Source organism: Tardiphaga sp. P4_G1 (assembly GCF_056401215.1).
The window spans coordinates 470,340-496,308 of sequence record NZ_JBFUJU010000004.1 but is presented as its reverse complement, the minus strand read 5'-3'; the positions used below and the strand labels follow the sequence as shown (position 1 = coordinate 496,308).

The window sequence follows — 25,969 nt, the reverse complement described above, 5'->3', positions numbered from 1 at the left end:
CTCAGACCTTGAGTGTGGGAACGTCGATCCAGCGGCGCTCCTTCCAGCTTTCCAGCGCGCATTCGACGAGCTGCACGCCCTTGGCACCTTCGAGCAGCGTGTACTTGTAGGGCGCATCCTCACAGACGTGACGGATGAACATTTCCCACTGCTCCTTGAAGCCGTTGTCGTAGACGGCGTTGTCCGGAACCTTCTGCCAGTCGGCATAGAAATCGTGGGTCCGCTTCTCGTCGGGATTCCAGATCGGGCGCGGCGTCGCCTGACGGGCCTGGATCATGCACTCGGTGAGACCGGCCACGGCCGAACCGTGGGTGCCGTCGACCTGGAAGGTCACGAGATCATCGCGATAGACGCGCGTCGCCCAGGACATGTTCATATGGGCGATGACGCCGCCCTTCAGCTTGAAGGTCGCATAGGCCGAGTCGTCGGCAGTTGCCGTGTACTTCTTGCCTTGCTCGTCCCAGCGCGCCGGAATGTCGGTGGTGCCGAGGCAGGTCAGGCTCTCGACTTCGCCGAACAGGTTGTCGAGCACGTAACGCCAGTGGCAGACCATATCGAGGATCATGCCGCCGCCGTCTTCAGCGCGGTAGTTCCAGGACGGGCGCTGGGCTTCTTGCCAATCGCCTTCGAACACCCAGTAGCCGAACTCGCCGCGTACCGAGAGCATCTTGCCGAAGAAGCCAGAGTCACGGAGCATCGCGAGCTTCTTTAGGCCGGGCAGGAACAGCTTGTCCTGCACGGTACCGTGCTTGAGACCCTTGGCGTTGGCCTTCTTGATGACGTCGAGCGCGGCTTCGAGATTGGTCGCGATCGGCTTCTCGCAATAGATGTGCTTGCCGGCCTCGATGGCGCGGTTGAGCAGACCCGGGCGTGCCTGCGTGGTCGCCGCATCGAAGAAGATGCTGTCGTTCTTGTCGGCGAAAGCCTTGTCGAGATCAGTGGTCCAGCGCTCGATGCCGTACTTCTTGGCGAGGCCTTCGATCTTCTCGGCATTGCGACCGACCAGGATCGGATCCGGCATCATGCGGTCGCCGTTCTTCAGGGTCACGCCGCCCTGCGCACGGATCGCGACGATCGAGCGCACGAGATGCTGGTTGAGACCCATACGGCCGGTGATGCCGTTCATGATGATGCCGAGGCGATGGACAGCCATAGTCAGGACTCCTGGAGAACTTTAGTTTGAGAATGATCGGATGAAGCGAGCTGGAGTGGCGCCAGCGCCGACCAGTCCGGATGTGCGCCGGATGCAAATCCGGCAGAGGTCAGCGATCCCGTAAGAAGATCGCCGTCGTGAATCGACAGACGGATGGTGTCGCCGTCGCGGCGGTAGAGATCGGGATGGGCATTCAGGAATGCCTCGGCCTCCTCCGCGGGCGCGGTGCCGAAACCATCAACGTAGTGATGGCCGTTGCGCTCGGCATGGGTGGCGCCGATCAGCGCGCCAAGCGCGAGATCCTGCTGCACCCCGAGCCCGGCCTGGCAGGTGAGATCCTCGCCGGTGATGAAATGGTCGACACCCTGCGCGCTCCACGCGGCAGCACGGGTCGCATTCGCAATCGACTTGTAGAAGCCCTTGCAGGATTTCGAGGAGATGCCGCGATAGCCCAGCGCCTTGGCGGCGGGGAATGCATCCCAATTGTCGTCAGCCTCATCAATGATGAAATTGCGCGACGACAAATTGCCGAGCGGCGACTCGCGCGTGATGTCTCGCGGCATCGGCTGTTCGATGTAAAGTAGCCTGGATGCAATCGGCGCCAGTGCGCTGTCATTGTCGAGGCGATCGACCAGCGCGCCGAGCGCGTTGAGATCGGCATATTGCTCGTTGGCGTCGAGCGTCACCTGATAATCGTAAGGCAGCTTCGTCAGCGCGTTGCCGATCCGGGTCAAACGTGCGGCGTCTGCCGCGGGATCGCCGTTCATCTTCAGCTTGAAGTAACGCGCGCCGCTATTCTCACGGGGGTCGGCGACACCGCCCTCGCCTTCGATCACATCATCGAGGCCAACGGTGTGGCGCAGCGCGACGCGCTCAAGCCGGTGACGGCTGGCCAGGAACGTCGCGATGTCGTCGGCGCCAAGATCGGGAGCAAGACGCGCGGTAAGACCGGCGACGTTGGCCTTCATGCCCGTGAAGAAATCCGTGCCCAAGCCACGCAGCAGTGCGTCGAGCACAGCCTTGTCGATTTCCGCCGGACCGAAGCTTGCAGCCAGCGGTGGAATGTCGAGTTCGGCGCAGGCCGTCATCTGGTCGCCGATGCAGGCCGCATGCAGACCGAAGGCCGAAATGAAACCCGACTGCGCGCGATAGAGCTCTTTCGCGATGACCAGCGACTGCCGCAGTTCGTTCACTGTGTCGTCGATGGCCAGATGCGGCCGCTTGTCGAACCACTTCGGCACCATCAGCTCGGCTGAGGCGCCAACGAACACGCCCTTGCCTTCGACCTCCAGCTCAACCCGCACGAAAGCCTGCGGCGCGGCATTGACCGTCACGGCGCCAAAGCGAAACGGCCGCACGAATGCCACGTGGCGCTCGAACAGCGTAATGTCTCGCAAGGCGATCCGTGCCGACATGGACATGGGCGCTAGTCCAGCGTGCTGTTGGTCATGAAGTGCTTGCGGATGCGCGCGACCAGATCGGTGAAGATCGGGTTCGACATCGCATCGAGCGTGCGCTCGCGGCCGAGCGGCACGTCATAGATCGCGGCAATGCCGCCGGGGCGCTCGGTCATGACCAGCACCTTGTCGGCAAGGAAAACCGCTTCCGGGATCGAATGGGTGATGAGGAGAATCGTCTTGCCGGTGGTGCGCTGGATGCGCGACAGCTCGACATTCATCTTCTCGCGCGTCATGGCGTCGAGCGCGCCGAACGGCTCGTCCATCATCATGATTTTGGGATCGTGCACCAGCGCACGGCAGATCGAGGCGCGTTGCTGCATGCCGCCGGAGAGTTGCCACGGCAGCTTCTTCTCGAAGCCTTCGAGGCCGACCATCTTCAGAAGCTCTTTCGCGCGCGGGATATATTTCTCGCGCGGCAGATTCTTCATGTCGATGGGCATCAACACGTTGTTGATGATGTTCCGCCACGGCAGCAGCAGCGCATTCTGGAACACGATACCGACATCGCCATGAGGCTCGGTGACTTTCTTGCCGTCGACGTGGATTTCGCCTGATGTCGGCGCAAGAAGGCCGGAGATCAGCTTAAGCAGCGTGGACTTGCCGCACCCGGATGGACCGACCACGACGAAGAATTCGCCGTCATTGATGTGGAAGTCCAGGGGACGCAGCGACTGCACCTGGCCGTCGCCGGTCCCATAGGTCTTGGAGACGCCGGAGAGATTGATCCCCGACGCCTTCGATGGTGCGGACTGCTCGGATACGACGCGAAGATGCGCACTCGGTTGATCGACGCTCATGGTCCTCATCGCTGCAGTCATTACGGCTGGTCCTGTTGATTTCGTCAGTTCGGTCGAGATAACCGGGCCGGTTACTTCGGCAGATATTCGTTGGTGTAGAAGGCCTTCGGATTTTCCTTGGCCTTGGCTTCCAGACCGCCATATTCGACCATCAGCTCTACCGATTCCTTCATGTTCTGATCGGTGACCTGGAACGGGCGCTTACCCTTGGTTTCCGGCGTGGTGTAGAGCGGGATGGTGAGTTCGAAGCCCTGGGTCAGGGTCTCGATCTTGCCGCCCTTCGGGTTGGCATCGAGGATCGACTGCGCGGCAGCCTTCGGCTCCTTCGACGCAGCTTCGACGGCCTTGGTGGTGGCCGACATGAAGCGCTTCACGAGATCCGGATTGGCCTTGGCATAGTCGGTATTGGTGATGATGCCCGACGACACCAGATGAATGCCGTAATCGGCGAACTTGATCGGATACACATCCTTGCCGGTGGCATCCTTGATCTTCATGGACTGGTCCATGACGTAGCCGAGCAGCAGGTCAGCCTGGCCGTTGATGACGGCGTTGAGCTTGGTCTGTCCGTCGCCGGCGACGGTCTTGAAATCGGATTCCTTGAGGCCCGCCTTCTTGAGGAACAGCGGCCAGATCTGGGTCATGGAATCCGCCGGCGTGATCGCCACGGTCTTGCCCTTGATGTCGTCCGGCTTCCTGATGTTCTTGTCGACGAAGCCCATCACCGACATGGCCGAGGTCTGCAGCAGCACGCCGGTGGCGATCACCGGGGCGCCCTTCACGGCTGCGCGCATCATGGTGGGAACGTCGACATAGCCGAAGTTCACGCTCTTGGCGGCAACGGCCTGCACGGTGGCCGCCGAACCGCGGCCTTCCTGGATGTCGAGATCGATGCCTTCGGCTTCATAGATGCCCTTGGCCTTGCCGTAATAGAACGGCGAATGCTCACCATAGACATACCAGTTGAGCATCAGCGTCACCTTGTCGGCCGCAGCCGCCGGCGTGGCGAGTGCGAGCGTGACGGTGATCGCGGCAGTCGAAACAGCAGTAACCCATTTCAGCATTTTTAGCCTCCCATTGAAGCAGGTGATCGCGGCCCGTTTCGCCGGACCGCTTGTTTGGAAATTGCGCGTCCCCGATCAGGACCCGATGAAGACATCCGCGCGCTGACTGACGTGCCAGGGAATCGCAAAACGTTCGATGCGATCGACCAGCCAGAACAGAATGACGCCGAGCAGCGCGAGGATCACGAGAGCCGCAAACATCGTCGGCAGATCGAAGGTGCCGATCGAGCGCTGCAGCACATAACCGATGCCGGAATTGGAGCCGACGAATTCACCGACCACCGCGCCGACGACGGCGAGCGTGACGGACACCTTAAGACCGGAGAAGATCGCCGGCAGCGCGTGTGGCAGGTTCACAGCGCAGAACACGCGCAAGCGGCTGCCCTTCATGGCGCGGGCAAGATCGACCATGTCGGGATCGACCGACTTGAAGCCCTGCACCGCCGACACGACGACCGGAAAGAAGCCAAGCAGGAAGGCTGCAATGATCTTCGGCACAATACCGAAGCCGAACCACACCACGAACAAGGGCGCGATGGCGACTTTGGGAATCGACTGCGAGAACACCAGCAGCGGATAGACATAGCTTTCGACGGTCCGCGAACCGGCGATCAGCATGGCAATCGGGATGCCGAACACGGCGGATGCAAGGAAGCCGAGCAGTGTCGCGTAAGTCGTCGGCCCTGACTGCGCGAGCAGCTCGGGCCAATCGGTGTAGAGCACCTTCACGACGTCGCCGGGCGCAGGGATCTGATAGGCGGGAATGTTGAAGATGCGGATCGCGAGATCCCAGCCGACAACGATCATCACCAGCAACAGGAACGGGCGCAGCCATGAGGCGTTCAGCAGCTTCGATACACCGCCGGGTGCTTTCTTCTCACTCACGCGTCTCGTCTCCCAGATGCCGGCTTCGCGGTCGCATTTAACTCGTTGGATAAATACAGCGCATGGCTTCGCCATTGTCAATTGGGCGCTTAACTAGCGAAAATTACACAATAATTTCAGGCGCTTTGGCGCGTCGGGGTGTGGACAACCGATGCCGGGGGCAACTGGAATTCGGCGACCGAACGCCCGGTGAGCGCCGCCAGGACGAGTGCCACCATATGGGCCAGCCGCTCGTCCCTCGCCTCCTTCGCCAGGAGATCCCGGCCGAAAATCACGCTGAGCGTGGCGTTGTTGCCGATATAGAAAAAGCTCAGCGCGGCGATGGAAATGTAGAGCTGCACCGGATCCATCGCGACTTTGAAATCGCCTGACGCGACGCCGCGCAACACCACTGTGCGGATCATCTCCACGAAGGGCGAATGCATCGACTTCACCTTCGTGGAGCGCTTGATGTGCTTCGCGCGCTCCAGATTCTCGGTGTTGAGCAGCGCGAGGAATTCCGGGTTGCGGATAAAGTAGTTCCAGGTGAAGGCGATCAGGCTCTCGATGGCCTCAGGCGGATCGAGATGTTCGAGATCGAGCGTGCGTTCTTCGGCGCGGATCTGCTCATAGGCACCTTCGAGTACCGCAAGATAGAGCGCATCCTTGTTGCCGACGTGATAGTAGAGCATGCGTTTGTTGGCGCCGGCCTGCGCAGCGATGCGATCGACGCGCGCACCGGCTAGGCCCTTGCTCGCGAATTCCTTCTTGGCAGCCTCGAGAATGCGCAGACGCATCCCTTCCGGGTCACGCTGCCACTTCAATGCTTTCTTCGGCGCTTTTTTAGTTGTTTTTGCCAAACCCGGATCCCGTCGCTCAGCGGAATGACGCAACAGCCGCACGTCTATCGCGTGTAGCATGCGTTTGCCCGCTTGAGAACAAAGCATGTTCCGGGCCATATACGCAAACGGGCATCGCCTTTTGCAGGTGCCGTCGCTATCACTGCCCTGCCCCAACCGGACCTGCTTGTGCCTGCCATCATCACAGACCCGTTCTTCTATGCCGTCGCCATTCCGGCGGTGATTTTCCTTGGCCTCTCCAAAGGCGGCTTCTCCGGCGTCGGCATTGCCGCCACGCCGCTACTGGCGCTGTATCTGCCACCGCTGGAAGCGGCCGCCTTGCTGCTGCCGGTGCTGATCACGCAGGACCTGATCTCGATCTATGTCTATCGCCGCGAGTGGGACGCCTCGAATCTGAAGATCATGTTGCCGGGCGCCGTCGCCGGCATGACGCTGGCGTGGCTGCTTGCCTCTTATATTTCCGACAATGCCGTGCGTATCACCGTCGGTCTGATCGGCCTCATCTTCGTGATCGACGTCTGGCGCAAGCGCGCCAGAATCGAACCGACCCGCATGGGCCCGGCCGGTGGCGTATTCTGGGGCGCGGTATCGGGTTTCACATCCTTCATGACTCAGGCCGGCGGCCCGCCATTTCAGGTCTATGTGCTGCCGCAGCGGCTGCCGAAGCTGGTGCTGGTCGGGACCACGACGATCTTCTTCGCCGTCGTCAATGCGCTGAAGATCGTGCCCTATTTCGCACTCGGCCAATTCCACGCCGGCAATTTCGCGACATCGCTGGCGCTGCTGCCGATGGCCATCATCGCGAACTTCATGGGCATCTGGCTGGTGAAACACACGCCCACCAATCTGTTCTACAACATCGCCTATGCCCTGCTGCTGGTGATCTCGCTGGTGCTGCTGTGGCAGGGCTGTTCGATGTTGTGGCGGTAGGTGGCAATACGTAGGATGGGTAGAGCGCAGCGAAACCCATCGCTTTCATGCGTTTAAATGATGGGTTTCGCGAAGACGCTCTACCCATCCTACACCTCTACACATCCTTCCCCGTCCGCTCGATCAGCAGCGTCGGAATTCCGCAGGTGCCATCGCGGAGGCTGACAACACGGGTGCCCGGCTTGCGGCCACTACGCACCTCCGACACGTTGACATGCGCGGCGAGCAAGCGCTCGCGGACGGCATCCGCGTCAGCGACGCGCCAGGTCATGCCCCAGAGCTTGTCGCGATTCTTGTCGGCCTTGTCGTCGGGGCGATGCACGACCTCGACGATCAGATCGCCGCAGCGGAAGAACATCAGATGGCCCCACTCCGGATTGGAGCGATCCAGTGCCATGTCGAGGCCCAGTCGCGCGCCATAGAGCGCAGCGGCGCGCTCCGGATCCTGCGTGGCGACAACGATATGGTCGAGGCCAAGGAACGGCGCATCGCCCACCGGGGGCGACACCGGACGCTCGTCGGACAGTTCGAGAAAGAATTGCCGGACACCGCGCGTCGCGTCCGTCGCCGCACGGGTACGCTTCCAGGAGAGTGTGGCGCCGGTCTCGGTATCCCTGCTCTCGACCTCGGCGATGGGATCAGGCTTCAGCGCCAGGCGATCGAGCCGGCGATGCATCCCAGCGATATCGCCAGTCCGGAAACAGATACTGGCCAGCGTCGCACCCTGCTCCGGCAGCACGGCCCTGATGCGATCGGCGGCCGGGCCGTGACCGACAGGCGCCATCAGCTCGACCGACATGTTGGCCACCGTGAAGATCGCCATGGCCGCACCGTCGCTGGTGCTGCGCCAGGCGGGCGCGCGGGCGAACAGGGTCTGATAGGTGGCGATCCCCACCTCCAGGTCCTCCAGCAAAATGACGACGTGATCCAGCCCGGCGATCATCGCATCCCTCCCCTCTTCGTGGCGTTGTTGTGATCGAACTATGCCAGTTTTCGAGCCGCAATGCTGAAAACCGACTCCGCCCGGCTGCGGCATCCTGCGGCATCGCACAATTTCGGTGGTGACCTCGTCGCAACCGCTGTTAAGCTGACTGATGCGCCGTCTCCGGACGGTGCAGCCATCCCTCAGGCGAGACGGACGGATTCATGAAGGCACTCTTTATCGGACAGACCTATATCGACGTCACGTTCATTACCGACCATATGCCGACCGGCGACGAGAAACATGTCGCCTCCGACTATGCCGTGTCGTTCGGCGGCAATGCGGTCACCGCCGCCTTCTGCTGCGCCAAGCTGGGCATCGTGCCCGATCTTATCGCCACCGTCGCCAATGACTGGCTCGGCCGCATGTTCATGGACATGTCGGCGAAATACGCCATCGAGGTCCATCCGCGCAAAGTGGCGAGTTCGTCGCTGTCCTTCATCATGCCGAAAGACGGCAAGCGTGCCATCGTCCGCTGCCGTGACGACGAACATATCCATCCCTTCCCGCTGCTCAATCTCGGCGCCTGCCGCGCGCTGCATATCGACGGCCATCAGCCCGATGCCGCGATCCACTACGCGAAGCTCTGCCGCGAGGCTGGCATCCTCACCTCACTCGATGGCGGCGGCTTGCGCACCAACACCCATGAGCTGCTGGAGTTCATCGACGTCGCCATCGTCGCCGAACGTCTGTGCGAGCAGATGGATCTGACGCCGGAGAAAATGCTCGACTATCTCAAGAGCCGCGGCTGCCGCGTCGGCGGCGTCACGCTCGGCGAGAAGGGCCTGCTCTGGTATGACGAAGCCGGCACCGTACATACACTGCCCGCACTGCCGATCCCGCGCGAGAAGGTGATCGATACCAATGGAGCCGGCGACGTGTTCCACGGCGCTTACGTCTATTCGTATCTGGCCAATCCCGGCCATAGCTGGGCCGAGCATTTCAAATTCGCGCGGGCCGCATCGACCTTCAAGATCCAGCGACTTGGTAACGAAGCGGGACTACCGACATTGGCTGACATCGCAGCGGTGCGTGAGGAATATCGGGCGCAGGTGTGACCACCATGGGCCGGATTATCGTTGCCGGCAGCATCAATATGGATGTGGTCGCGACCGCCGACCGCCATCCGGCGACCGGCGAAACCGTGGCAGGGCGCGAGGTATTGTATTTTCCCGGCGGCAAGGGCGCCAATCAGGCCGTGGCTGCGGCGAAACTTGGTGCAGCGACCATGCTGATCGGCTGTACCGGCGCGGATGCCTTTGGCCGCGACACCAGGGCATTTCTGGCCATGCAGGGCGTCGATCTCGCTCACGTGCGCGAAGTCACTGGCGTTGGCACCGGAGCGGCGATCATTACCGTCGCAAATGCCGACAACACCATCATTGTCATTCCCGGCGCCAACGCGCTGGTGAGTGCGGCCGATGTCGCCGCGCCCGCACTCCGAAAAGGCGATGTCGCCGTCAGCCAATTCGAGATTCCGCTGCCGGCCATCACGGCTTTCTTCACGCGGGCGCGCGCATCCGGTGCAACGACGATTCTCAATCCGGCACCGGCGATGCCGATTGACCGTGAGCTGATGGCTCTGGTGGATATTCTGATCCTCAATGAAAGCGAACTCGGCCTGCTTGCAAGTCTCGAACTGCACGACACCGATCCCGATGCGCGCTTCATCGCCGCCGCATCGACATTGCAAACCGATCATCGGCCGAACATCTGCATCACGCTGGGCAAGCGCGGCGCGATCGCGCTGATCGATGGCCGGGTCCACCTCGAAGCCGCCCGCATCGTGAAGGCCATTGACACCACCGGTGCCGGCGACTGTTTCGTGGGGGCTGTTGCCGCAAAGCTTGCGGATGGACATTCACTGCAGAGCGCCATTGGCTATGCTAATGTCGCCGCCTCGCTTTGCGTACAGCGGATGGGCGCCGGGCCGTCGATGCCGACAGCGAAAGAGGTGTCGGCGGCTGCCGGCTAGCGTCAACCCTTCCCCTTCGCCGTCATGAAGTCGAAATCGCAGCCGTCATCGGCCTGCAGGATCGTGGTGTGAAACAGATGCGCATAGCCGCGCTTCGCCCAGTCCGGCGTCTTCGCTGGCGGGAGCGCAGCCTGGCGCTTCGCAAGCTCGGCATCGTCGACCAACAGATCGATCGACCGTTTCGCCACATCCAGACGGATCATGTCGCCGTTCTTCACAAGCGCCAGCGGGCCACCCACGGCGCTCTCCGGCGTGATGTGCAGCACAATGGTGCCGAAGGCTGTACCGCTCATGCGCGCGTCTGAAATACGCACCATGTCCTTCACGCCGGCACGCGCCAGCTTCATGGGGATTGGCAGATAGCCGGCCTCAGGCATGCCCGGTGCGCCCTTGGGACCGGCATTGCGCAGCACCAGCACGTCATCCGCAGTGACATCGAGATCAAGGTCATCGACGCGGTTGGTCATGTCCTCGACGGACTCGAACACAACAGCACGGCCGGTGTGCTGCATCAGCTTGGGCGACGCAGCGGAATGCTTGATGACCGCGCTGCGCGGCGCCAGATTACCGTGCAGGATTGCCAGCCCGCCTTCGCGCTTGATCGGATTGTCCTTCGAGCGGATCACGTCCTGGCCCGGCACTTCTTCGGCATTCGCCACGATCTCGCGCAACGTCTCGCCGGTGACGGATTTCGCGTCGAGATCGATGAGATCGCCGAGCTGCGCCATCAGCTTGGGCACGCCGCCCGCGTGATGGAAGTGCTCCATATAGTGATCGCCTGACGGCTTCAGATCGACCAGCACCGGCACGTCGCGGCCAAGCTCGTCGAAAGCGGCGAGATCGATCCGGTTCGGCGTGCGGTTGGCCATCGCGGTGAGATGAATGAGGCCGTTGGTCGAGCCGCCGATCGCCTGCAGCACCACCTGGGCATTGCGGAACGAACCCGGCGTCAGAAATTCACTCGGCTTCGGCCCCTTGTTCTTGGCGAGCGTCGCGGCAACCTTGCCGCTGGCTTCGGCGGACCGGAAGCGCTCGGCATGGGGCGCCGGGATTGTCGCGCTCATCGGCAACGACAGGCCCATGGCTTCGGTGATGCAGGCCATGGTCGAGGCCGTGCCCATCACCATGCAGGTGCCGACCGACGGCGCGAGGCGCGCATTGACGTCGTCGATTTCCTGCTGGTCGATCTCGCCGGCACGGAACTTGCCCCACATGCGTCGGCAATCGGTGCAGGCGCCGAGCACCTCGCCCTTGTGATGGCCGACCACCATCGGGCCGACCGGGATCACGACCGTCGGCAGGTCCACTGAGAGCGCCGCCATGATCTGCGCCGGCAACGTCTTGTCGCAGCCGCCGATCACGACGACCGCATCCATCGGCTGCGCCTTGATCATCTCCTCGGTATCCATCGCCATCAGGTTGCGCAGATACATCGAGGTCGGATGGGCGAAGCTTTCGCCGATCGAGATGGTCGGAAACACCATCGGTAGCGCGCCGGCCAGCATCACGCCGCGCTTCACCGCCTCGATGATCTGGGGCGAATTGCCGTGGCACGGATTGTAATCGCTATGGGTGTTGGTGATGCCGACGATGGGTCGATCCAGCGCATCGTCGGAATAGCCCATGGCCTTGATGAAGGCCTTGCGCAGGAACAGCGAGAACCCGGCATCGCCGTAACTGGTCAGCCCCTTGCGCAATCCGTCGGCCATGTCGCGTTCCCATTCCAAGCTTGTTTTGAATGCTTCTTATGAAGCCGCCAAAATTCTTGTCAATGCGCGGGACGGACTGGCTGGGCCCCTATTTCGGCTCCCACACCTTGCTGAAATCGCCGGCGAATTCGGCGCTGCAAAATGCGCCGCCCTGATAGAAATCACCGACCGGATCGGGTTTCATCTTCGCCTGTTCCGCCATCGCGTGTTCGCGGTGATCCTCGGCTTTACCGATCGGGCGATAACCGAGTTCATAGGCGCGGGAGTTATCCCACCAGGCGCGCTCGTTATAGGATGCGCCATACAGCACCTCGAAATGGATCGCGGGATGTTCGAGCCCGATCTGGCAGAGCTGCACCAGATCCTCAGGCTTCAGCCAGATCGACAGCCGGCGCTGATCCAGCGGCCGATCACCGAAATTGCCGATCCGCAGACATGTCACCGACAGCCCGTATTTGTCGGCATAGAGCGAGCCCACCGCCTCGCCGAACACCTTGCTGACGCCGTAGCGGCTGTCCGGTCGCGCCGTGACATCCGGCGGGATCTTGCTGTGGCGTGGATAGAAGCCGACCGCATGGTTCGACGACGCGAAGACGATGCGCTTGACGCCCTTCTTGCGCGCGGCCTCGAACAGATTGTAGCCGCCGATGATATTGGCCTGCAGGATGGTGTCCCAAGGTCCCTCCACCGAGAAGCCGCCGAAATGCAGGATGCCGTCCACGCTCTCGCAGATCGCCTCCACCGCGGCGAGATCGGCCAGATCGGCCTGCTTGAAATTTTCGTTTGGCTTGAGATTTGGCGGCGTTGTGAGATCGCTCAGCACGAGGTCCGGATAGATCAGCGGGAGCAATTCCCGCAAGCGCGTGCCGATTCCGCCAGATGCGCCCGTCATCAAGATCTTCATTCCGTCCCTCGTAATGTTGTCAGTTGTCAGACAAGTATGGCGCGGTACAGGCGCAACGGCAAGGCAGTGGAACCGGCATTGCTTGCCGCCTACCCTCGCCGATGTTAGCAAACGCATCCGAGGAAACGACAGAGAACGAGACGCCAATGTCCGACATAACATCGCGCGGCTGGCAGCCAGCGACCTATTATCCCGACCCCGCCATTCACGCCCTCGATCCCCGCTTCGAAAAATACTGGATCAAGCTCGGCGCCATTGAACGCATCGCCACCGGCATGCGCTGGGCCGAAGGGCCGGTCTATTTCGGTGACGGCCGCTATCTGTTGTGTTCGGACATTCCCAACAACCGCATTATCAAATGGGAAGAGGAAACCGGCGCGATCAGCGATTTCCGCAAACCATCGAATTACGGCAATGGCAATACGCGGGATCGCCGGGGGCGCCTGATCACCTGCGAACACGGGCACCGCATCACCCGCACTGAATATGACGGTTCCATCACGGTGCTGATGGATAATTTCGAAGGCAAGAAACTGAACTCGCCGAATGACGTCGTGGTGAAGTCCGACGGCTCGATCTGGTTCACGGATCCCCCCTTCGGTCTGATGAGCGACTATGAGGGCAACAAGGCGCCATCCGAAATCGGACAGAACATCTACCGTATCGATGGCGACACGCTGAAATCCACCATTGTTGTCGATGATGTGCTGGGTCCTAACGGGTTGTGTTTTTCGCCGGATGAAAAGCTGCTCTATGTCGTGGAATCCCGCGGCGTGCCGAACCGCAAGATTCTCGCTTACGACGTCGCCGCCGACAGCAAGACGTTGAAGAACAAGCGCGTGCTGATCGATGCGGGCCCGGGCACGCCCGACGGCATGCGTTGCGATATCGATGGCAATCTGTGGTGCGGCTGGGGCATGGGCAAGCCGGAGCTAGACGGTGTCTTCATCTTCGCGCCCGACGGCGAACAGATCGGCCGCATCGCGCTGCCCGAGCGCTGTGCCAATGTCTGTTTCGGCGGCGTGAAACGCAACCGGCTGTTCATGGCATCGAGCCAGTCGATCTATGCGGTGTATGTAAACACGCAGGGGGCGTTGGGGGGCTGACGGGTACACCGCCCTCTCAACGTCATTGCGAGCGTAGCGAAGCAATCCAGTCTTTCCACGCTTGTGGCCTTCTGGATTGCCGCGTCGCTTCGCTCCTCGCAATGACGGCGGAGAGACCATCGTAGAAACAAAAACGCCGGCATGGATGGCTCCATGCCGGCGTTTTTAGTCACGAAGCTTGCGCTTCAACGACGCGGTCTTACGCCGCGGTGTAGCCAGCGATTGCCTTGACCTCGAGGAAGTCCTCAAGACCGTGCTTACCCCATTCGCGGCCGTTGCCCGACTGCTTGTAGCCGCCGAACGGCGCGGTGCGGTCGTTCGGAGCACCCTGCAGGTTGACGTTGCCGGCGCGGATGCGGCGGCCGAACTTGCGGGCGTTCTCGACCGTGTCAGCTGAGACGTAGCCAGCGAGGCCGTACGGGGTGTCATTTGCGATGCGGAGCGCATCGGCTTCGTCCTTGGACCCCATGATCACGAGCACCGGCCCGAAGATTTCCTCGCGCGCGATGGTCATGTTCTCGGTGACGTCGGCGAAGATCGTCGGACGCACATAGAAGCCCTTGTTGACGCCTTCCGGCAGACCGGGGCCACCGGCGACCAGCGTGGCGCCTTCCTCGATGCCCTTCTGGATCAGGCCCTGGATCTTGTCCCACTGGCCGCGATTGACCACCGGACCGATGACGGTGCCATCAGCGCGCGGATCGCCGGCCTTAGTCTTGTCCGCCTGGGCCTTCGCGATGGCGGCGATTTCCTTCATCTTCGCCTGCGGCACGATCATGCGGCTCGGCGCGTTGCACGACTGTCCGGAATTGTTGAACATGTGCGCGACGCCGCCGGTGACGGCCTTCACGAAGTCGGCGCCGTCAAGGATCACATTCGGCGACTTGCCACCGAGCTCCTGGCTGACGCGCTTCACGGTATTCGCGGCGCGCTTGGCAACGTCGATGCCGGCGCGGGTCGAACCGGTGAAGGAGATCATGTCGATATCGGGATGTTCGCTCATGGCGACGCCGACATCCGGGCCGAGACCGTTGACGAGGTTGAACACGCCCTTCGGCACGCCGGCTTCATGGAGGATTTCCGCGAAGATCAGCGCTGAGGTCGGGGTATATTCCGACGGCTTCAAGAGCATGGTGCAGCCGGCGGCGAGCGCAGGCGCGACCTTGCAGGCAATCTGGTTCAGCGGCCAATTCCACGGGGTGATCATGCCAACGACGCCAATCGGCTCCTTCGTGATCATGGCGGCGTTGTGCGCCTCGTCGAACTTGTAGGTCTTCAGCACGTCGAGCGTGGCTACGAGATGACCGAGGCCGGCACCGGCCTGCAGCTTCTCGGCCATCGGCAGCGGAGCGCCCATTTCGTCGGAGACCGACGCACCGATATCCGACATGCGGGTCTTGTAGACCGCGATGATCTTTTCGAGCAGCGCGATGCGCTCTTCACGGGTGGTCTGGGAGAATGTCTCGAAAGCGCGCTTGGCAGCGGCGACAGCCTTGTCGACGTCGGCCTTGGAGCCCAGCGCAATGTCGTACATCGCATCTTCAGTCGCCGGATTGACGACAGGGGTGGTCTTTTTGACGACGGGATCGACCCAGGCGCCATCGATGTAGAATTGCAGGCGGTTGACCATTGGTAACCTCTTTGATTGCGAGAACGTCTGTCGTCAGAAAATTCTGTGCAGCCGGGTCTATCTGGGAAGGAACGACACGTCCGGCAAGCACCCTTGCGCGGTCATTTCGCCTCATGAGCCCGTCATGCACGGGGTGCCGCGTGAAAGCAGCAAATGCATATAAATCCAGCCGCGTGGCAGGAGCAAGGCCCCGTGTTTTGCGCGCGTTCTAAAATCGAAATGGCACAGCTTGCCAGCAAAGCGCAGTGTGCATTGCAACAAAATTGAGCGAAAAATCAGCGTGACTTTGCGCGGACAGCGATGGGCGCATCCGGGTCGGCTTCATCGTCGGCCATGGTGGAAATCGGCGACATTGGCGTGTCGCGCAGCCGCTTCAGGCCGAGATGGCGCTCGCGCAGGATGACGAAGATGCCTGCGCCCGCGACGATTACCGCGCCGCCGACCACGTAAGGCGTCGGCACTTCGCCGAACATCCAGAAGCCGAGCAAGAAGGCCCACAACATCGCCGTGTAGTCGAACGGTGCAAGGAAGGACGCCGGCGCATAGCGATAGCTCTCGGTGAACAGCATCTGCCCGAGCCCACCGGAAATGCCGATGCCGATCAGCAGCGCCAATTCGAAACTCGTCGGCCAGCGCCAGCCGAATGGCGCCGTGAGCAGCGACGCCGCCATCACGATCAGCGTCATGAAGATGACAATCGCGGATGAGGACTCCGTTGCGGTCAGCCGGCGGATCTGGATGGTCGCACCGCCCGACGAGAAGGCATTGAGCAGCGCCAGCGACAGACCGATGATCATCGACGTGGTCAGCACTGCGTGATCGTGGAAATACGGCGACAGCATCAGGATCACGCCGGAAAAACCGATTGCCACCGCTGACCAGCGATAGGCATGGACCTGCTCTTTCAGGAAGATCGCGGCGAACACCACGGTGATCAGCGGCGCGATGAAGGCAATGGCGGTCACGTCCGCGATCGGCAATCGCGCCAGCGCGCCGAAGGTGCAGAACGTCCCGATCACGCTGAACGAACCGCGCACCAGATGCGCGGAGACGCGGTTGGTGCGCAGCGCGCCGCGCAATTGGCCGCGCCAGCCGAAAAACAGCACGATCGGGATCAGCGCAAACAACCCGCGGGCGAACACGATCTCGCCGAGCGGCACTTCGCTGCCGAGATAGCGACCCTGCGCGCCCATGATGGCAAACGCCATGGTGCTGGCAATCTTCAGCGACACGGCTTTGAAGATGTTCATGAGTTCGGGGAAATGGAGATCAGGGGAATCGTGGGGGTCTTCATGTTGCAGCACACAATCACGTGAGCCTCCTCACGAAAACCGCCGATGCGACATGGCTTGGCGGGTTTCCATGCAAGGCTGCACCTCGCCACAACCCAACCTTGCGCGGGTTTAGCCCTTTTTGGCGGGCCTAATGGGCCCCTCCACCGCAGGGAGCGATTTCAGATAGAGCGCCATCGCCGAGCGGTCGTCTGCGCTCAACTGGGAGGTATTGCGGATCACGCGGGCCATGGAGCCACCGGCGGTGTCGCCGTCCGGCGTCTGCCCGGTCTCCAGGAAATACGCGATGTCCTTTTCGCTCCAGTCACCGAGACGCTTCTGGGTGATGTTGGGCACCCAACCCTCGCCGTCGGGGTTCGGACCGCCGGCAAAGCGCTGTGCCGTCACGATGCCGCCCAATGCATTGCGCGGGCTGTGGCACTCGGCGCAGTGGCCCAGCGCATTCACCAGATAGCTGCCGCGATTCCACTGCGGCGACTTCGAAGCATCCGCCTCGAAGGGTTTGCCATCGAGGAACAGCAGCTTCCAGACGCCGAGGTTGCGGCGGATGTTAAATGGAAATGGCACCGCATGATCCGGCGCCTTGCTGGCCACCGGTGGCAGCGTCTTCAGAAAAGCGAACAGGTCCCTGATATCCTCCACCTTCATCTGCTGGTAGGACGTGTAGGGAAAAGCCGGAAAGTAATGCGAGCCGTTCGGCGACGTGCCCTTCAGCAGCGCCGTCACAAAATCAGCCTCGCTCCAGCGGCCGATACCGGCCGTGGGATCGGGCGAGATGTTGGGCACATAGAACGTACCGAACGGCGATGTCAGCGGGAGCCCGCCCCCGAGCTTGAGCCGATCCTGCTGCGCCGGCGTCGCATGGCATGACGAGCAGCCACCGGCATTGAAGACCACTGCGCCATTGCCGGGATTGGGCGTGTGCGGCGGGAGCGTGCTCGCAGCCACCGTTACGGGAATCGTCAGCCACCAGAACACGCCGAGGCCGATGACAGCCGCGACAAATGCGAGAATGAAAAGCCGTTTCAGCACGTGCATGTCCAATTGGTATCCGGGTCAAACTTCAGCACATAAAGCGCGTCGAACAGCCGCTGCCGGAACGAAACCGTGATCCATCCCTTAGGCTCCCGGGGGAATGAATTGGCGTCTCGGATGTTTCCAGCCATGACGACCTCACCATCATCAGGGAGAAACCCATGTCACCTCGTTCGATCATGCTCGCGTCCCTCGCGCTCGGCACCAGCATCGCCCTCGCCGGCCCCGCTTGCGCCGACAAGATGAAGGCGACCCTCAACAGCGCTTCCGAAGTGCCCGCCAATACCAGCGCCGGCAAGGGCACCGCCGATATCGACTTCGATCCCGCTACCAAGAAGCTGACCTGGAAGCTGACCTATTCCGGCCTCACGGGTCCTGCGACCATGGCGCATTTCCACGGCCCCGCCGAAGCCGGCAAGAATGCCGGAGTGGCCGTACCGATCACACCAGCCACATCCGGCTCCGAAGGCAGCGCCACGCTGACCGACGCACAGGCCGCCGACCTGTTGGCCGGCAAGTACTATGTCAACATCCACACTGAGGCCAACAAAGGCGGCGAGATCCGCGGACAGGTCACGAAGTAACATTCGAATCGACGATGGTTGAACAAAAGGGCGAGCGCTGCGGCGTTCGCCCTTTCATTCAGAGTTCACAATCGAGCTCAGATCTTCAGTCTGAACGTCTCGTGGCAGCCGCCGCATGCCTTGCCGATGCCGCCGACATTCGCCTTGAGGCTGTCGAGATCCTTGATCTTGGCCTTAGCGTCGGTGACGGCCTTGGCGAAGGTGACGATGTGGGCATCGAAACCGGCCTTGTCTTCCCAGACCTTCGGCGACGTCGAATAGTCACCCTCGGCCTTCAGACCCTTGGTGCTGTCCGGAAACAGTGTCGGCAGCTTCTTGGCGGTTTCGTCCAGCACGGTCAGCGCGGCCTCGACCGCGGCCTGATCATAGGGCTTGTCGCCCTTGGCCATCGCACTGAGCGTGCCGCCAAGAGCGCGACCATTGGATTTCATCAGCGTCTGGCGTTCCTTGACGATCTCTTGCTGGGCCGAGACCGCCCCCACACTCAACAGCAAAGCTCCGACAACGAGAAGCGCACGTTTCATCAACCAATACCCCTGTTTGGAATTCAATTAGGACTAGTTCGCAACATGTAGATGAACCCCGCCGCCATCCGGCTATTCCCGGCGGCGGCGCCCTACAGCGTGTGGAGCCGTTCGTGCTCGCGGATCGCCATCCAGACCCGCTCCGGGGTTGCAGGCATGTCGATGTGCTCGATTTTGTATTCGCGATAGAGGCCATCGATGATGGCGTTCATCACGGCCGGACAAGAGCCGATGGCGCCGGCTTCGCCCGCCCCCTTCACCCCCAGCGGATTGGTCACGCAGGGGATGTTGTGGGTCTCGAACGAAATCGGCGCGCCGTCGGCCGCGCGCGGCAGCGCATAGTCCATGAAAGTGCCAGTGACGAGCTGGCCGTCCTCGGGATCATAGACCGCCTGCTCCATCAGCGCCTGGCCGATGCCCTGCATGGTGCCGCCATGCACCTGGCCGGCCAGCAGCAACGGATTCAGCGTGATGCCGAAATCGTCGACGATGACGTAATTGACAATGGCGATCTTGCCGGTCGCAGGATCGACCTCGACCTCGACCAGATGGGTGCCGTTCGGGAACGTGCCGTCGGCGCTGCTGAAGGTTTCCGACGCATTGAGCTTCGACGGATCGGCCTTCTTCGCGAGATCGGCGAATGACACAGAGCGGTCGGTGCCGGCGATCTTCACCACGCCGCCATCGATCTCGAGGTCGGCGGCGCTGGTTTCCAGCACATCCGCCGCCAGCTCCTTTAGGTTGATACCGAGCTGCCTGGTGGCGCGCTGCACGCTGACGCCACCGGTCGGGATCGATGCGGAGCCGCCGGTGCCGAGACCGGTCGCCACCTTCGCCGTGTCGCCCTGAATGATGTGCACGCGATCCGGCGCCACGCCGAACTGTTCGGCAACGATCTGCGCGTAGGCGGTGTGGTGGCCCTGTCCTGTGGATTGGGTGCCGATCAGGATCGTGATGTCACCATCGGCGCCAACAGCAACGTTGGCGGTCTCGTCGCCCATGGTGCCGCAGACTTCCACATAGGTGGCCATGCCGATACCGCGAACCAGACCCTCCTTCTTCGCGGCCTTGGCCCGCTTTGGAAATTCCTTCCAGCCCGCGACATCCATCGCGCGTTTCATATGCGCGGTGAAATCGCCGGAGTCGTACACCTTGCCGGTCGCGGTCTTGTACGGCATCGCCTTCGGCGAAATGAAATTCTTGCGGCGGATCGCATCCGGCGTCATGCCGAGCTTGCGCGCGCATTGATCGACGAGACGCTCGACGACATAGGCTGCCTCCGGACGGCCGGCGCCGCGATAGGCATCCACCGGCACAGAATTGGTGAACACCGTGCGGACGCGGCAGTGGAAGGCCTGGATGTCGTAGAGCCCCGGCAACATGCCGGCGCCGCCATGCGGAATGTACGGCCCAAAAGTCGACAGATAGGCGCCCATGTCGGCCATCAGGTCGACATCCATGGCGAGAAACTTGCCGTCCTCGCTCAGCGCCATGCGTGCATGGGTAACGTTGTCACGGCCCTGCGCGTCGCCGAGGAAGTGATCGGTACGGTCCGCCGCCCACTTCACATTCTTGCCGAGCTTCTTGGCGGCAAAGGCCACCAGCGCATATTCGCGATAGGGAAACAGCCGCGTGCCGAAACCACCGCCGACATCGGGACAGATCACGCGCATCTTGTCCTTGGGCATCTTCAGCACGTTATCGCAGAGGATGTCGCGCAGACGATGGCTGCCCTGGCTGCCGATGGTCAGCGTCATGTAATCGCGCTTGGCGTCGTATTCACAGATCGCCGCCCGCGTCTCCATATAATTGATGATGACGCGTGGATTGACGATCTTCACGTCGGCGATCAAGGGTGCCTTGGCGAACACCGCATCAACCGCCCTCTTGTCGCCGATCGGCACATCGAACAGCACATTGCCGGCATGCTTGGCCCATACCTGCGGCGCGCCCTTGGCGACGGCATTGACCAGGCCGTTCACGGACGGCAGCGGCTTCCAGTCGACCTCGATCGCCTCAATCGCATCACGCGCCTGCGCTACAGTCTCCGCAACGACGAAGGCCACGGCGTCGCCGACATGGCGGACTTCCCCGGCGGCGAGGATCGGATAATCCGGCCCGGTGAAAGGATGATCTTCGAGATTGAACAGGCAGGGCAGACCGCCGAGGTCCTTGGTGTCTTCCGCCGTCAGAATCGCAGCGACACCCGGAAGTGTGCGCGCCTTGCTGACATCGATGGTGAAATTGGCATGGGCATGCGGCGAGCGCAGCACGAGGGCATGCAGCGTGACGGGCGCATGATCGTCGGTATAGCGGCCACGGCCACGAATGAGGGCGTCGTCTTCTTTGCGCAGGACACTCTGTCCGACGCCGAATTTGATGGGGGCCATCGTTCCTCCGCATGCAGTTTAGACTCAATCTACACTGCGGGAGGATGGCGGCAAGTGGCACAGAGCGTCGCCCTGCCCGACTTTGGGACACGATAAAGCGAGCTATCTGGCGCGGACCAGGCTGCGCAGCCAGCTTTTGCCGAAAAGCATCAGGACCAATGCCGAATAGACCAGGACGGTCACGGTGATGAGAACTCCCAGCGTCGCTTCGTCGCGGAGGCTGGTGAGGCCCGCAAACTGCTCCGCCGCAAGACGCGTGGTCCCCCACAGCACCACAGCGAGGACCACGCCGGTCAACGCGAATTTGCCCAGCGCCAGCAGGAACGCTCGATCGAATTCGAGATAGCCGGCCCGCATAGCGAAGAAGATGACCAGCAACAGATTGATCCAGGCTCCCGCCGCGGTAGCAAGCGCGAGGCCGATCTGCGCCAGAGGTCCCATCAGCAGAATCTTCAGCGCGACGTTGACTGCGATACCGGTGAGCGCGGCAATCATCGGCGTCGTGGTGTCCTTGCGGGCGTTGAAGGTTGCGACGGCGCTGCGGATCATCACGAAGGGGATGAGTGCGATGGCATAGGCGGCGAGCGTCGCCGCAGCGACGGCAGCATCGGCCTTGGTGAAGGCCCCGCGGGCAAACATCGCGCGCATTATGACATCGGGCACCACGAGGAATGCAGCGACGAAGGGCAGCGAGAACAACAGCGTGAACAGGAAGGCGCGGCGTTGCGCGCTCATGGCGCCGACGTGATCGTCTGCCGCCATCCGCCGCGACATTTCCGGCAAGAGCACCGTGCCGATGGCGATGCCGATCACCCCGATCGGCAACTGGTTGAGACGGTCGGCGTAATACAGCGCCGACAGCGCGCCGACCGGCAGGAAGGTCGCGATGATGGTGTCGGCAAACAATGCGACTTGCGTGCCCATTGAGCCGAGCGTCGCCGGGCCGAGCGCGCGGAAGAAGCCGCGCACGTCCTCGTCGAGGCGCAGCGGCGCGAAACGCGGTAGCCCGCCATGGCGCTGCAAGTCTCCGGCGAGCAGGAAATATTGCAGAAAGCCCGAAATCAGCACACCCCAGGCCGCCGCGTGACCTGCACTCGGAAAGAACGCAGCCAGCGCCAGCGTCGCCATCATGGAGATATTGAGGAAGATCGAGGCCGCCGCGGCACTGGCAAAGCGCTGCATGACGTTCAGCATGCCGCCATAGAGCGTCACCAGCGTGATCAGCAGCAGATAGGGAAAGGTGATGCGTGTCAGCTCGATGGCGAGATGACGCTGCGCGGGATCATCGGTGAAGCCCGGCGCCAGGATGCTCATGGCCTGCGGCATGAACAGAATGGCCAGGATGAGCAGCACGACCTGTGATGCAAACAGCAGCGTGAAAATGCGGTCGGCAAACAGATGCGCCGATGCCGGGCCGCCCTTACCGGTCACATGGGCATAGGCCGGGACGAAAGCGGCATTGAACGCGCCTTCGGCGAAAATGGCGCGGAAGTGATTGGGCAGCCGCAGCGCCACGAAGAAGGCGTCAGCCACCGGCCCGGCGCCAAGGATCGCCGCGAGCATGATGTCGCGCGCGAAACCGGTGATCCGCGAGAGGAGCGTATATCCGCCGACGGTGAAAATGCGTCCCAGCATCAGCCGCTTCTACAACATGAAGCGGCGGTGCAAAATGCTCAACTTAGGTCGCCAGCGCGTCGCGCACAGCCTGGATGACACGATCCTGGGTAGCCTCGCCGAGATAGGCATGCACTGGCAAGCTGATGACATCTGCCGACAGCGCCTCACAGACCGGCAAACCTCCATCGACGACCGGATAGTCCTTATAGGCCGTCTGCATATGCATCGACTTCGCGTAATAGATCGCTGATGGCACGCCCTGCGCCTTCAGCGCATTGGCAAAGGCGTCGCGGTCGGTGCCCTTGGGCAGACGGATCACGTAGCAGGCCCAGATCGACGTATTGCCCTCGGCGACCCGCGGCACGGTGACGAGATTGCCGAGGCTGCGGGCGTAGCGGTCGGCTACTTTGTTGCGGGCGGCGATTTCGTCGTCGAAGATCTTCAGCTTTTCCAACAGCACCGCGGCCTGGATGGTGTCGAGGCGGCCGGTGATCCCCAGCCGGACATTGTCGTATTTGTCGGAGCCCTGGCCATGGATACGGATGCTGCGCAGGTCCTCGGCGAGCTGGTCGTCATCGGTAAAGATCGCGCCGCCGTCGCCGAAACAGCCAAGCGGCTTGGCCGGGAAGAAGCTGGTGGTGGTGGCCAGCGCCGAGGTGCCGATGCGCTTGCCCTTATAGGTGGCACCGAAGGCCTGCGCGGCGTCTTCCAGCACAAACAGGCCCTCGGCTTCGGCGATGGCGTTGATTGCGTCGAGATCGGCGGGCTGGCCGAACAGATCGACCGGGATGATCGCCCGGGGCTTCAAGCCGGCCTTCCTGGCCGCGGCAATGCCGCGCTGCACAGACTCAGGGCTGATGTTGAACGTGACCTCGTCGACTTCGACAAACACAGGCGACGCACCGACCAGCGCCACAGCCTCGCCGGTGGCGCAGAAGGTGAAGGACGGACACAGCACGGCATCGCCCGGGCCGATCTTCTTGGCCATCAGCACCATCATCAGCGCGTCCGTGCCGCTGGCGCAGCTGATCACATGCTTGGCACCGCAATATTTGGCGAGTTCTGCTTCGAGCTTGGCGACTTCCGGACCATTGATGAACTGGCAGTGATTGAGCACGCGGGTGACCGCCTCGTCGATCGACGATCCGAGCCGCTGACGCTGCGCATTGAGGTCGATGAAGGGAACGGGGTCGATGCGGGTGTGCTGGTTCATGATGCCTGGCCTGCAGAGTGTCGTGTTGAAGTCTGGGTATTGGACGCCAGCGCACGCATGCGCCGGGCCGCGCTTGCGTCAGCCAACCACCTTGCGGGGCGCCGGACGCGTCGCCGTAGCCGCGCGCTTCTTTGGCGCTTCCAGGCACTGGATCGCGATTTCGAGGGAGGCAACGCCCTCCTCGCCGGTCACAGCCGGCACGCCGCCGGTGCGCACGGCATCGAGAAACGCCATCAATTCCGCGCGCAACGGTTCGTCCTGCCCGACCGGCAGGTGGCGCATCGAATAGCTGCCATCGGTCTTGAAGCCGAAACATTCGGTGACCTGCCGGGTCAGCAGATCGCCCATCACATATTTGCCGCGCGTCGCGACCGTGACGGTACGCGCCTTGAACGGCGTCAGCCAGTTGGTGTTGATATGAGCGAGCACGCCCGACGCCGTGCGGAACTGCAGCAGCGCGATGTCTTCGCGCTCGGCGACGGCGGAGGCGAGCTGCGGCTGCACCTCGACGATGTCGCTCTCGGTGAACCAGCGGATCAGGTCGATGTCATGCACGGCGAGATCGATGACAACGCCGACATTGGACATGCGCGGCGGGAACGGGCCGACCCGCGTGATACCGATCGACAGAATGTCCTCGCCCTCGATCGCCTTCTTGATGGTGGCGACGGCGGGGTTGAAACGCTCGACATGGCCGATCATCAGAGTCACGCCAGCCCTTTGCGCGGCATCGACGATCTCGCGTCCCTCTTCCACGGTGGACGCAATCGGCTTCTCGACGAGCACGTGAATGCCCTTGGCGATGCAGGCGAGCGCGACTTCGTGATGCAAGTGAGTGGGCGCTGCGATGGTCACGGCATCGACGCCAGCGGCCAGCAGCGCGTCCAGATCAGCAAAGGTCTTGCAGCCGATCAGTTTCTCGGCGCGGGTGCGGTGTTCGAGCATGGGATCGACGATGCCGACCATTTCGATGCCCGGCAGCCCGGCCAGCACGCGGCCATGATTGGTGCCCATGACACCTGCGCCCACGACGCCGACACGCAGCGTGCGCACCACATCCTTCGCTGCGGAAGTTTCTTTCGACACCATTCAACAAACCTCAGAATTCTTAAAGAGCCGGCGCGGCGATTCACCATACTGGCGCCGTGGGTTCTCCTAGCATGCCCGCCACAGATGTGGCGATTGCCCCGCGGAGCTACCCAAACACGTTTTGATTCAAAGAATTACACCAAGTCGTGAGACCGGCCAAACGCCCCTCATCGATCCGGCCCGCGAACCTCCGATCCATTGATATAACAGCACTTTTGCTGCATCCTTGGGATGTCGCGACGCGCTGTTATTACCTGCCAATCGAGAGAAATTCCATGTTTCGCAAGCCGGTTGTCGCGCTGAGTCTCGTCATAAGCACTCTGGCGGGAACCGGTGCCGGAACCGCCGTTTGGGCACAGACGCCCTCGCCAGCGCCGCCTGCCACGACACCGACTGTCGTCGAGCGGACCGCCAAGGGCCCGACCGCGCGCAACTTCCAGGTCGGCGTTTATCTCAACGTCCAACCCGACTGCACCTCGGGCACCCTCCCCGCCTTGCGCATGGTGACCCCACCCGCGAACGGTACCGTCAGTATCAAGCGCGGCAAGGTCAGCGCCACCAACTACAAGCAGTGCCTCGCTTTGGAAGTGCCAGGGTTCATCGCCTTCTATCAGTCGAAGGCGGACTTCGTTGGCAGCGATGAAGTGACCATCGAGGTGAAGTATCCGGCCGGGCGCACGGAGGTGCAGCGGATCAGGATCGATGTGGGCGGGAGTGGCGGAGGTGTGCCCGCGGGGCCGAAGGCTCCAGCGGGGCAGAAGATCTGACAGGCAAGTCCGATCTCACTGGCC

23 protein-coding genes are annotated in these 25,969 nt (G+C 62.2%); 6 read left to right on the top strand and 17 right to left on the bottom strand.

The genetic code is table 11. The features are described 5' to 3' along the window. Window position 1 precedes the first annotated feature (1 nt). The 6 genes from AC1DUY_RS12585 to AC1DUY_RS12560 all read right to left on the bottom strand — a co-directional run bounded on the left by AC1DUY_RS12585 (window position 2) and on the right by AC1DUY_RS12560 (window position 6,135). A complete protein-coding gene (locus tag AC1DUY_RS12585; RefSeq protein WP_089266960.1) occupies window positions 2-1,153 on the bottom strand; it encodes a Gfo/Idh/MocA family protein in 1,152 nt (383 codons plus the stop codon). 2 nt (window positions 1,154-1,155) lie between these two features. After that, window positions 1,156-2,568, bottom strand: coding sequence for a hypothetical protein (locus AC1DUY_RS12580; protein ID WP_478114659.1), 1,413 nt, complete (start codon window positions 2,566-2,568; stop codon window positions 1,156-1,158). An 11-nt stretch (window positions 2,569-2,579) separates the two neighbouring features. Then, window positions 2,580-3,410: an ABC transporter ATP-binding protein gene (locus AC1DUY_RS12575; RefSeq protein ID WP_439075159.1), complete on the bottom strand. Its 831-nt coding sequence runs from the start codon at window positions 3,408-3,410 to the stop codon at window positions 2,580-2,582. A gap of 71 nt (window positions 3,411-3,481) precedes the next feature. Continuing rightward, the gene (locus tag AC1DUY_RS12570; protein WP_089266958.1) at window positions 3,482-4,474 is read right to left on the bottom strand and encodes an ABC transporter substrate-binding protein; all 993 of its coding nucleotides are present in this window, start codon (window positions 4,472-4,474) and stop codon (window positions 3,482-3,484) included. 75 nt (window positions 4,475-4,549) lie between these two features. Beyond that, a complete protein-coding gene (locus tag AC1DUY_RS12565; protein ID WP_246297556.1) occupies window positions 4,550-5,281 on the bottom strand; it encodes an ABC transporter permease in 732 nt (243 codons plus the stop codon). Window positions 5,282-5,475: 194 nt separating this feature from the next. Then, window positions 5,476-6,135: a TetR/AcrR family transcriptional regulator gene (locus AC1DUY_RS12560; protein ID WP_439062636.1), complete on the bottom strand. Its 660-nt coding sequence runs from the start codon at window positions 6,133-6,135 to the stop codon at window positions 5,476-5,478. 231 nt (window positions 6,136-6,366) lie between these two features. Between AC1DUY_RS12560 and AC1DUY_RS12555 the strand changes: the two genes are divergently transcribed. Continuing rightward, window positions 6,367-7,128 (top strand): sulfite exporter TauE/SafE family protein, encoded by a 762-nt coding sequence (locus AC1DUY_RS12555; RefSeq protein WP_120291166.1) that lies wholly within the window; start codon window positions 6,367-6,369, stop codon window positions 7,126-7,128. Window positions 7,129-7,225: 97 nt separating this feature from the next. On the opposite strand, the gene AC1DUY_RS12550 is transcribed toward AC1DUY_RS12555, so the two are convergent. Further along, entirely contained in the window at window positions 7,226-8,071 is an 846-nt protein-coding gene (locus tag AC1DUY_RS12550; RefSeq protein WP_175366687.1) for a VOC family protein, read from the bottom strand. A 203-nt stretch (window positions 8,072-8,274) separates the two neighbouring features. Here AC1DUY_RS12550 and AC1DUY_RS12545 point away from each other — a divergent pair, with 203 nt between their 5' ends. Both AC1DUY_RS12545 and AC1DUY_RS12540 read left to right on the top strand, forming a co-directional pair. Next, complete coding sequence (locus AC1DUY_RS12545) at window positions 8,275-9,168, top strand: sugar kinase (protein WP_120291164.1); 894 nt, start codon at window positions 8,275-8,277, stop codon at window positions 9,166-9,168. A 5-nt stretch (window positions 9,169-9,173) separates the two neighbouring features. Next, entirely contained in the window at window positions 9,174-10,085 is a 912-nt protein-coding gene (locus AC1DUY_RS12540) for a ribokinase (protein WP_439075158.1), read from the top strand. Window positions 10,086-10,087: 2 nt separating this feature from the next. Here AC1DUY_RS12540 and AC1DUY_RS12535 read toward each other — a convergent pair whose 3' ends face one another. Then, window positions 10,088-11,794, bottom strand: a complete 1,707-nt coding sequence (locus AC1DUY_RS12535; protein WP_175366689.1) for an IlvD/Edd family dehydratase — start codon at window positions 11,792-11,794, stop codon at window positions 10,088-10,090. An 88-nt stretch (window positions 11,795-11,882) separates the two neighbouring features. Next, window positions 11,883-12,698 (bottom strand): NAD-dependent epimerase/dehydratase family protein, encoded by an 816-nt coding sequence (locus AC1DUY_RS12530; protein WP_246297536.1) that lies wholly within the window; start codon window positions 12,696-12,698, stop codon window positions 11,883-11,885. A 146-nt stretch (window positions 12,699-12,844) separates the two neighbouring features. Between AC1DUY_RS12530 and AC1DUY_RS12525 the strand changes: the two genes are divergently transcribed. Continuing rightward, window positions 12,845-13,804: an SMP-30/gluconolactonase/LRE family protein gene (locus AC1DUY_RS12525; RefSeq protein ID WP_478114580.1), complete on the top strand. Its 960-nt coding sequence runs from the start codon at window positions 12,845-12,847 to the stop codon at window positions 13,802-13,804. A 199-nt stretch (window positions 13,805-14,003) separates the two neighbouring features. On the opposite strand, the gene AC1DUY_RS12520 is transcribed toward AC1DUY_RS12525, so the two are convergent. From AC1DUY_RS12520 to AC1DUY_RS12510, 3 genes are all read right to left on the bottom strand, one after another. Beyond that, window positions 14,004-15,434 (bottom strand): aldehyde dehydrogenase family protein, encoded by a 1,431-nt coding sequence (locus AC1DUY_RS12520; RefSeq protein ID WP_068738114.1) that lies wholly within the window; start codon window positions 15,432-15,434, stop codon window positions 14,004-14,006. Window positions 15,435-15,709: 275 nt separating this feature from the next. Next, the gene (locus AC1DUY_RS12515) at window positions 15,710-16,684 is read right to left on the bottom strand and encodes a DMT family transporter (RefSeq protein WP_120290695.1); all 975 of its coding nucleotides are present in this window, start codon (window positions 16,682-16,684) and stop codon (window positions 15,710-15,712) included. A gap of 153 nt (window positions 16,685-16,837) precedes the next feature. Continuing rightward, window positions 16,838-17,758: a c-type cytochrome gene (locus tag AC1DUY_RS12510; protein ID WP_309949122.1), complete on the bottom strand. Its 921-nt coding sequence runs from the start codon at window positions 17,756-17,758 to the stop codon at window positions 16,838-16,840. A gap of 164 nt (window positions 17,759-17,922) precedes the next feature. Between AC1DUY_RS12510 and AC1DUY_RS12505 the strand changes: the two genes are divergently transcribed. Further along, the gene (locus AC1DUY_RS12505; RefSeq protein ID WP_184515328.1) at window positions 17,923-18,345 is read left to right on the top strand and encodes a CHRD domain-containing protein; all 423 of its coding nucleotides are present in this window, start codon (window positions 17,923-17,925) and stop codon (window positions 18,343-18,345) included. 77 nt (window positions 18,346-18,422) lie between these two features. Here the strand turns inward: AC1DUY_RS12505 and AC1DUY_RS12500 are convergent, their stop codons facing one another. The 5 genes from AC1DUY_RS12500 to AC1DUY_RS12480 all read right to left on the bottom strand — a co-directional run bounded on the left by AC1DUY_RS12500 (window position 18,423) and on the right by AC1DUY_RS12480 (window position 25,178). After that, complete coding sequence (locus AC1DUY_RS12500; RefSeq protein WP_439057874.1) at window positions 18,423-18,869, bottom strand: c-type cytochrome; 447 nt, start codon at window positions 18,867-18,869, stop codon at window positions 18,423-18,425. A 92-nt stretch (window positions 18,870-18,961) separates the two neighbouring features. Beyond that, window positions 18,962-21,259: a xanthine dehydrogenase family protein molybdopterin-binding subunit gene (locus AC1DUY_RS12495; protein ID WP_478114576.1), complete on the bottom strand. Its 2,298-nt coding sequence runs from the start codon at window positions 21,257-21,259 to the stop codon at window positions 18,962-18,964. 102 nt (window positions 21,260-21,361) lie between these two features. Further along, complete coding sequence (gene murJ, locus AC1DUY_RS12490) at window positions 21,362-22,894, bottom strand: murein biosynthesis integral membrane protein MurJ (RefSeq protein WP_478114574.1); 1,533 nt, start codon at window positions 22,892-22,894, stop codon at window positions 21,362-21,364. A gap of 43 nt (window positions 22,895-22,937) precedes the next feature. Continuing rightward, window positions 22,938-24,089, bottom strand: a complete 1,152-nt coding sequence (locus tag AC1DUY_RS12485) for a DegT/DnrJ/EryC1/StrS family aminotransferase (protein ID WP_478114572.1) — start codon at window positions 24,087-24,089, stop codon at window positions 22,938-22,940. Between the two features lie 78 nt (window positions 24,090-24,167). Continuing rightward, window positions 24,168-25,178, bottom strand: a complete 1,011-nt coding sequence (locus AC1DUY_RS12480; protein WP_478114570.1) for a Gfo/Idh/MocA family protein — start codon at window positions 25,176-25,178, stop codon at window positions 24,168-24,170. A gap of 275 nt (window positions 25,179-25,453) precedes the next feature. Between AC1DUY_RS12480 and AC1DUY_RS12475 the strand changes: the two genes are divergently transcribed. Further along, entirely contained in the window at window positions 25,454-25,945 is a 492-nt protein-coding gene (locus AC1DUY_RS12475; RefSeq protein WP_478114568.1) for a hypothetical protein, read from the top strand. Window positions 25,946-25,969 lie beyond the last annotated feature (24 nt).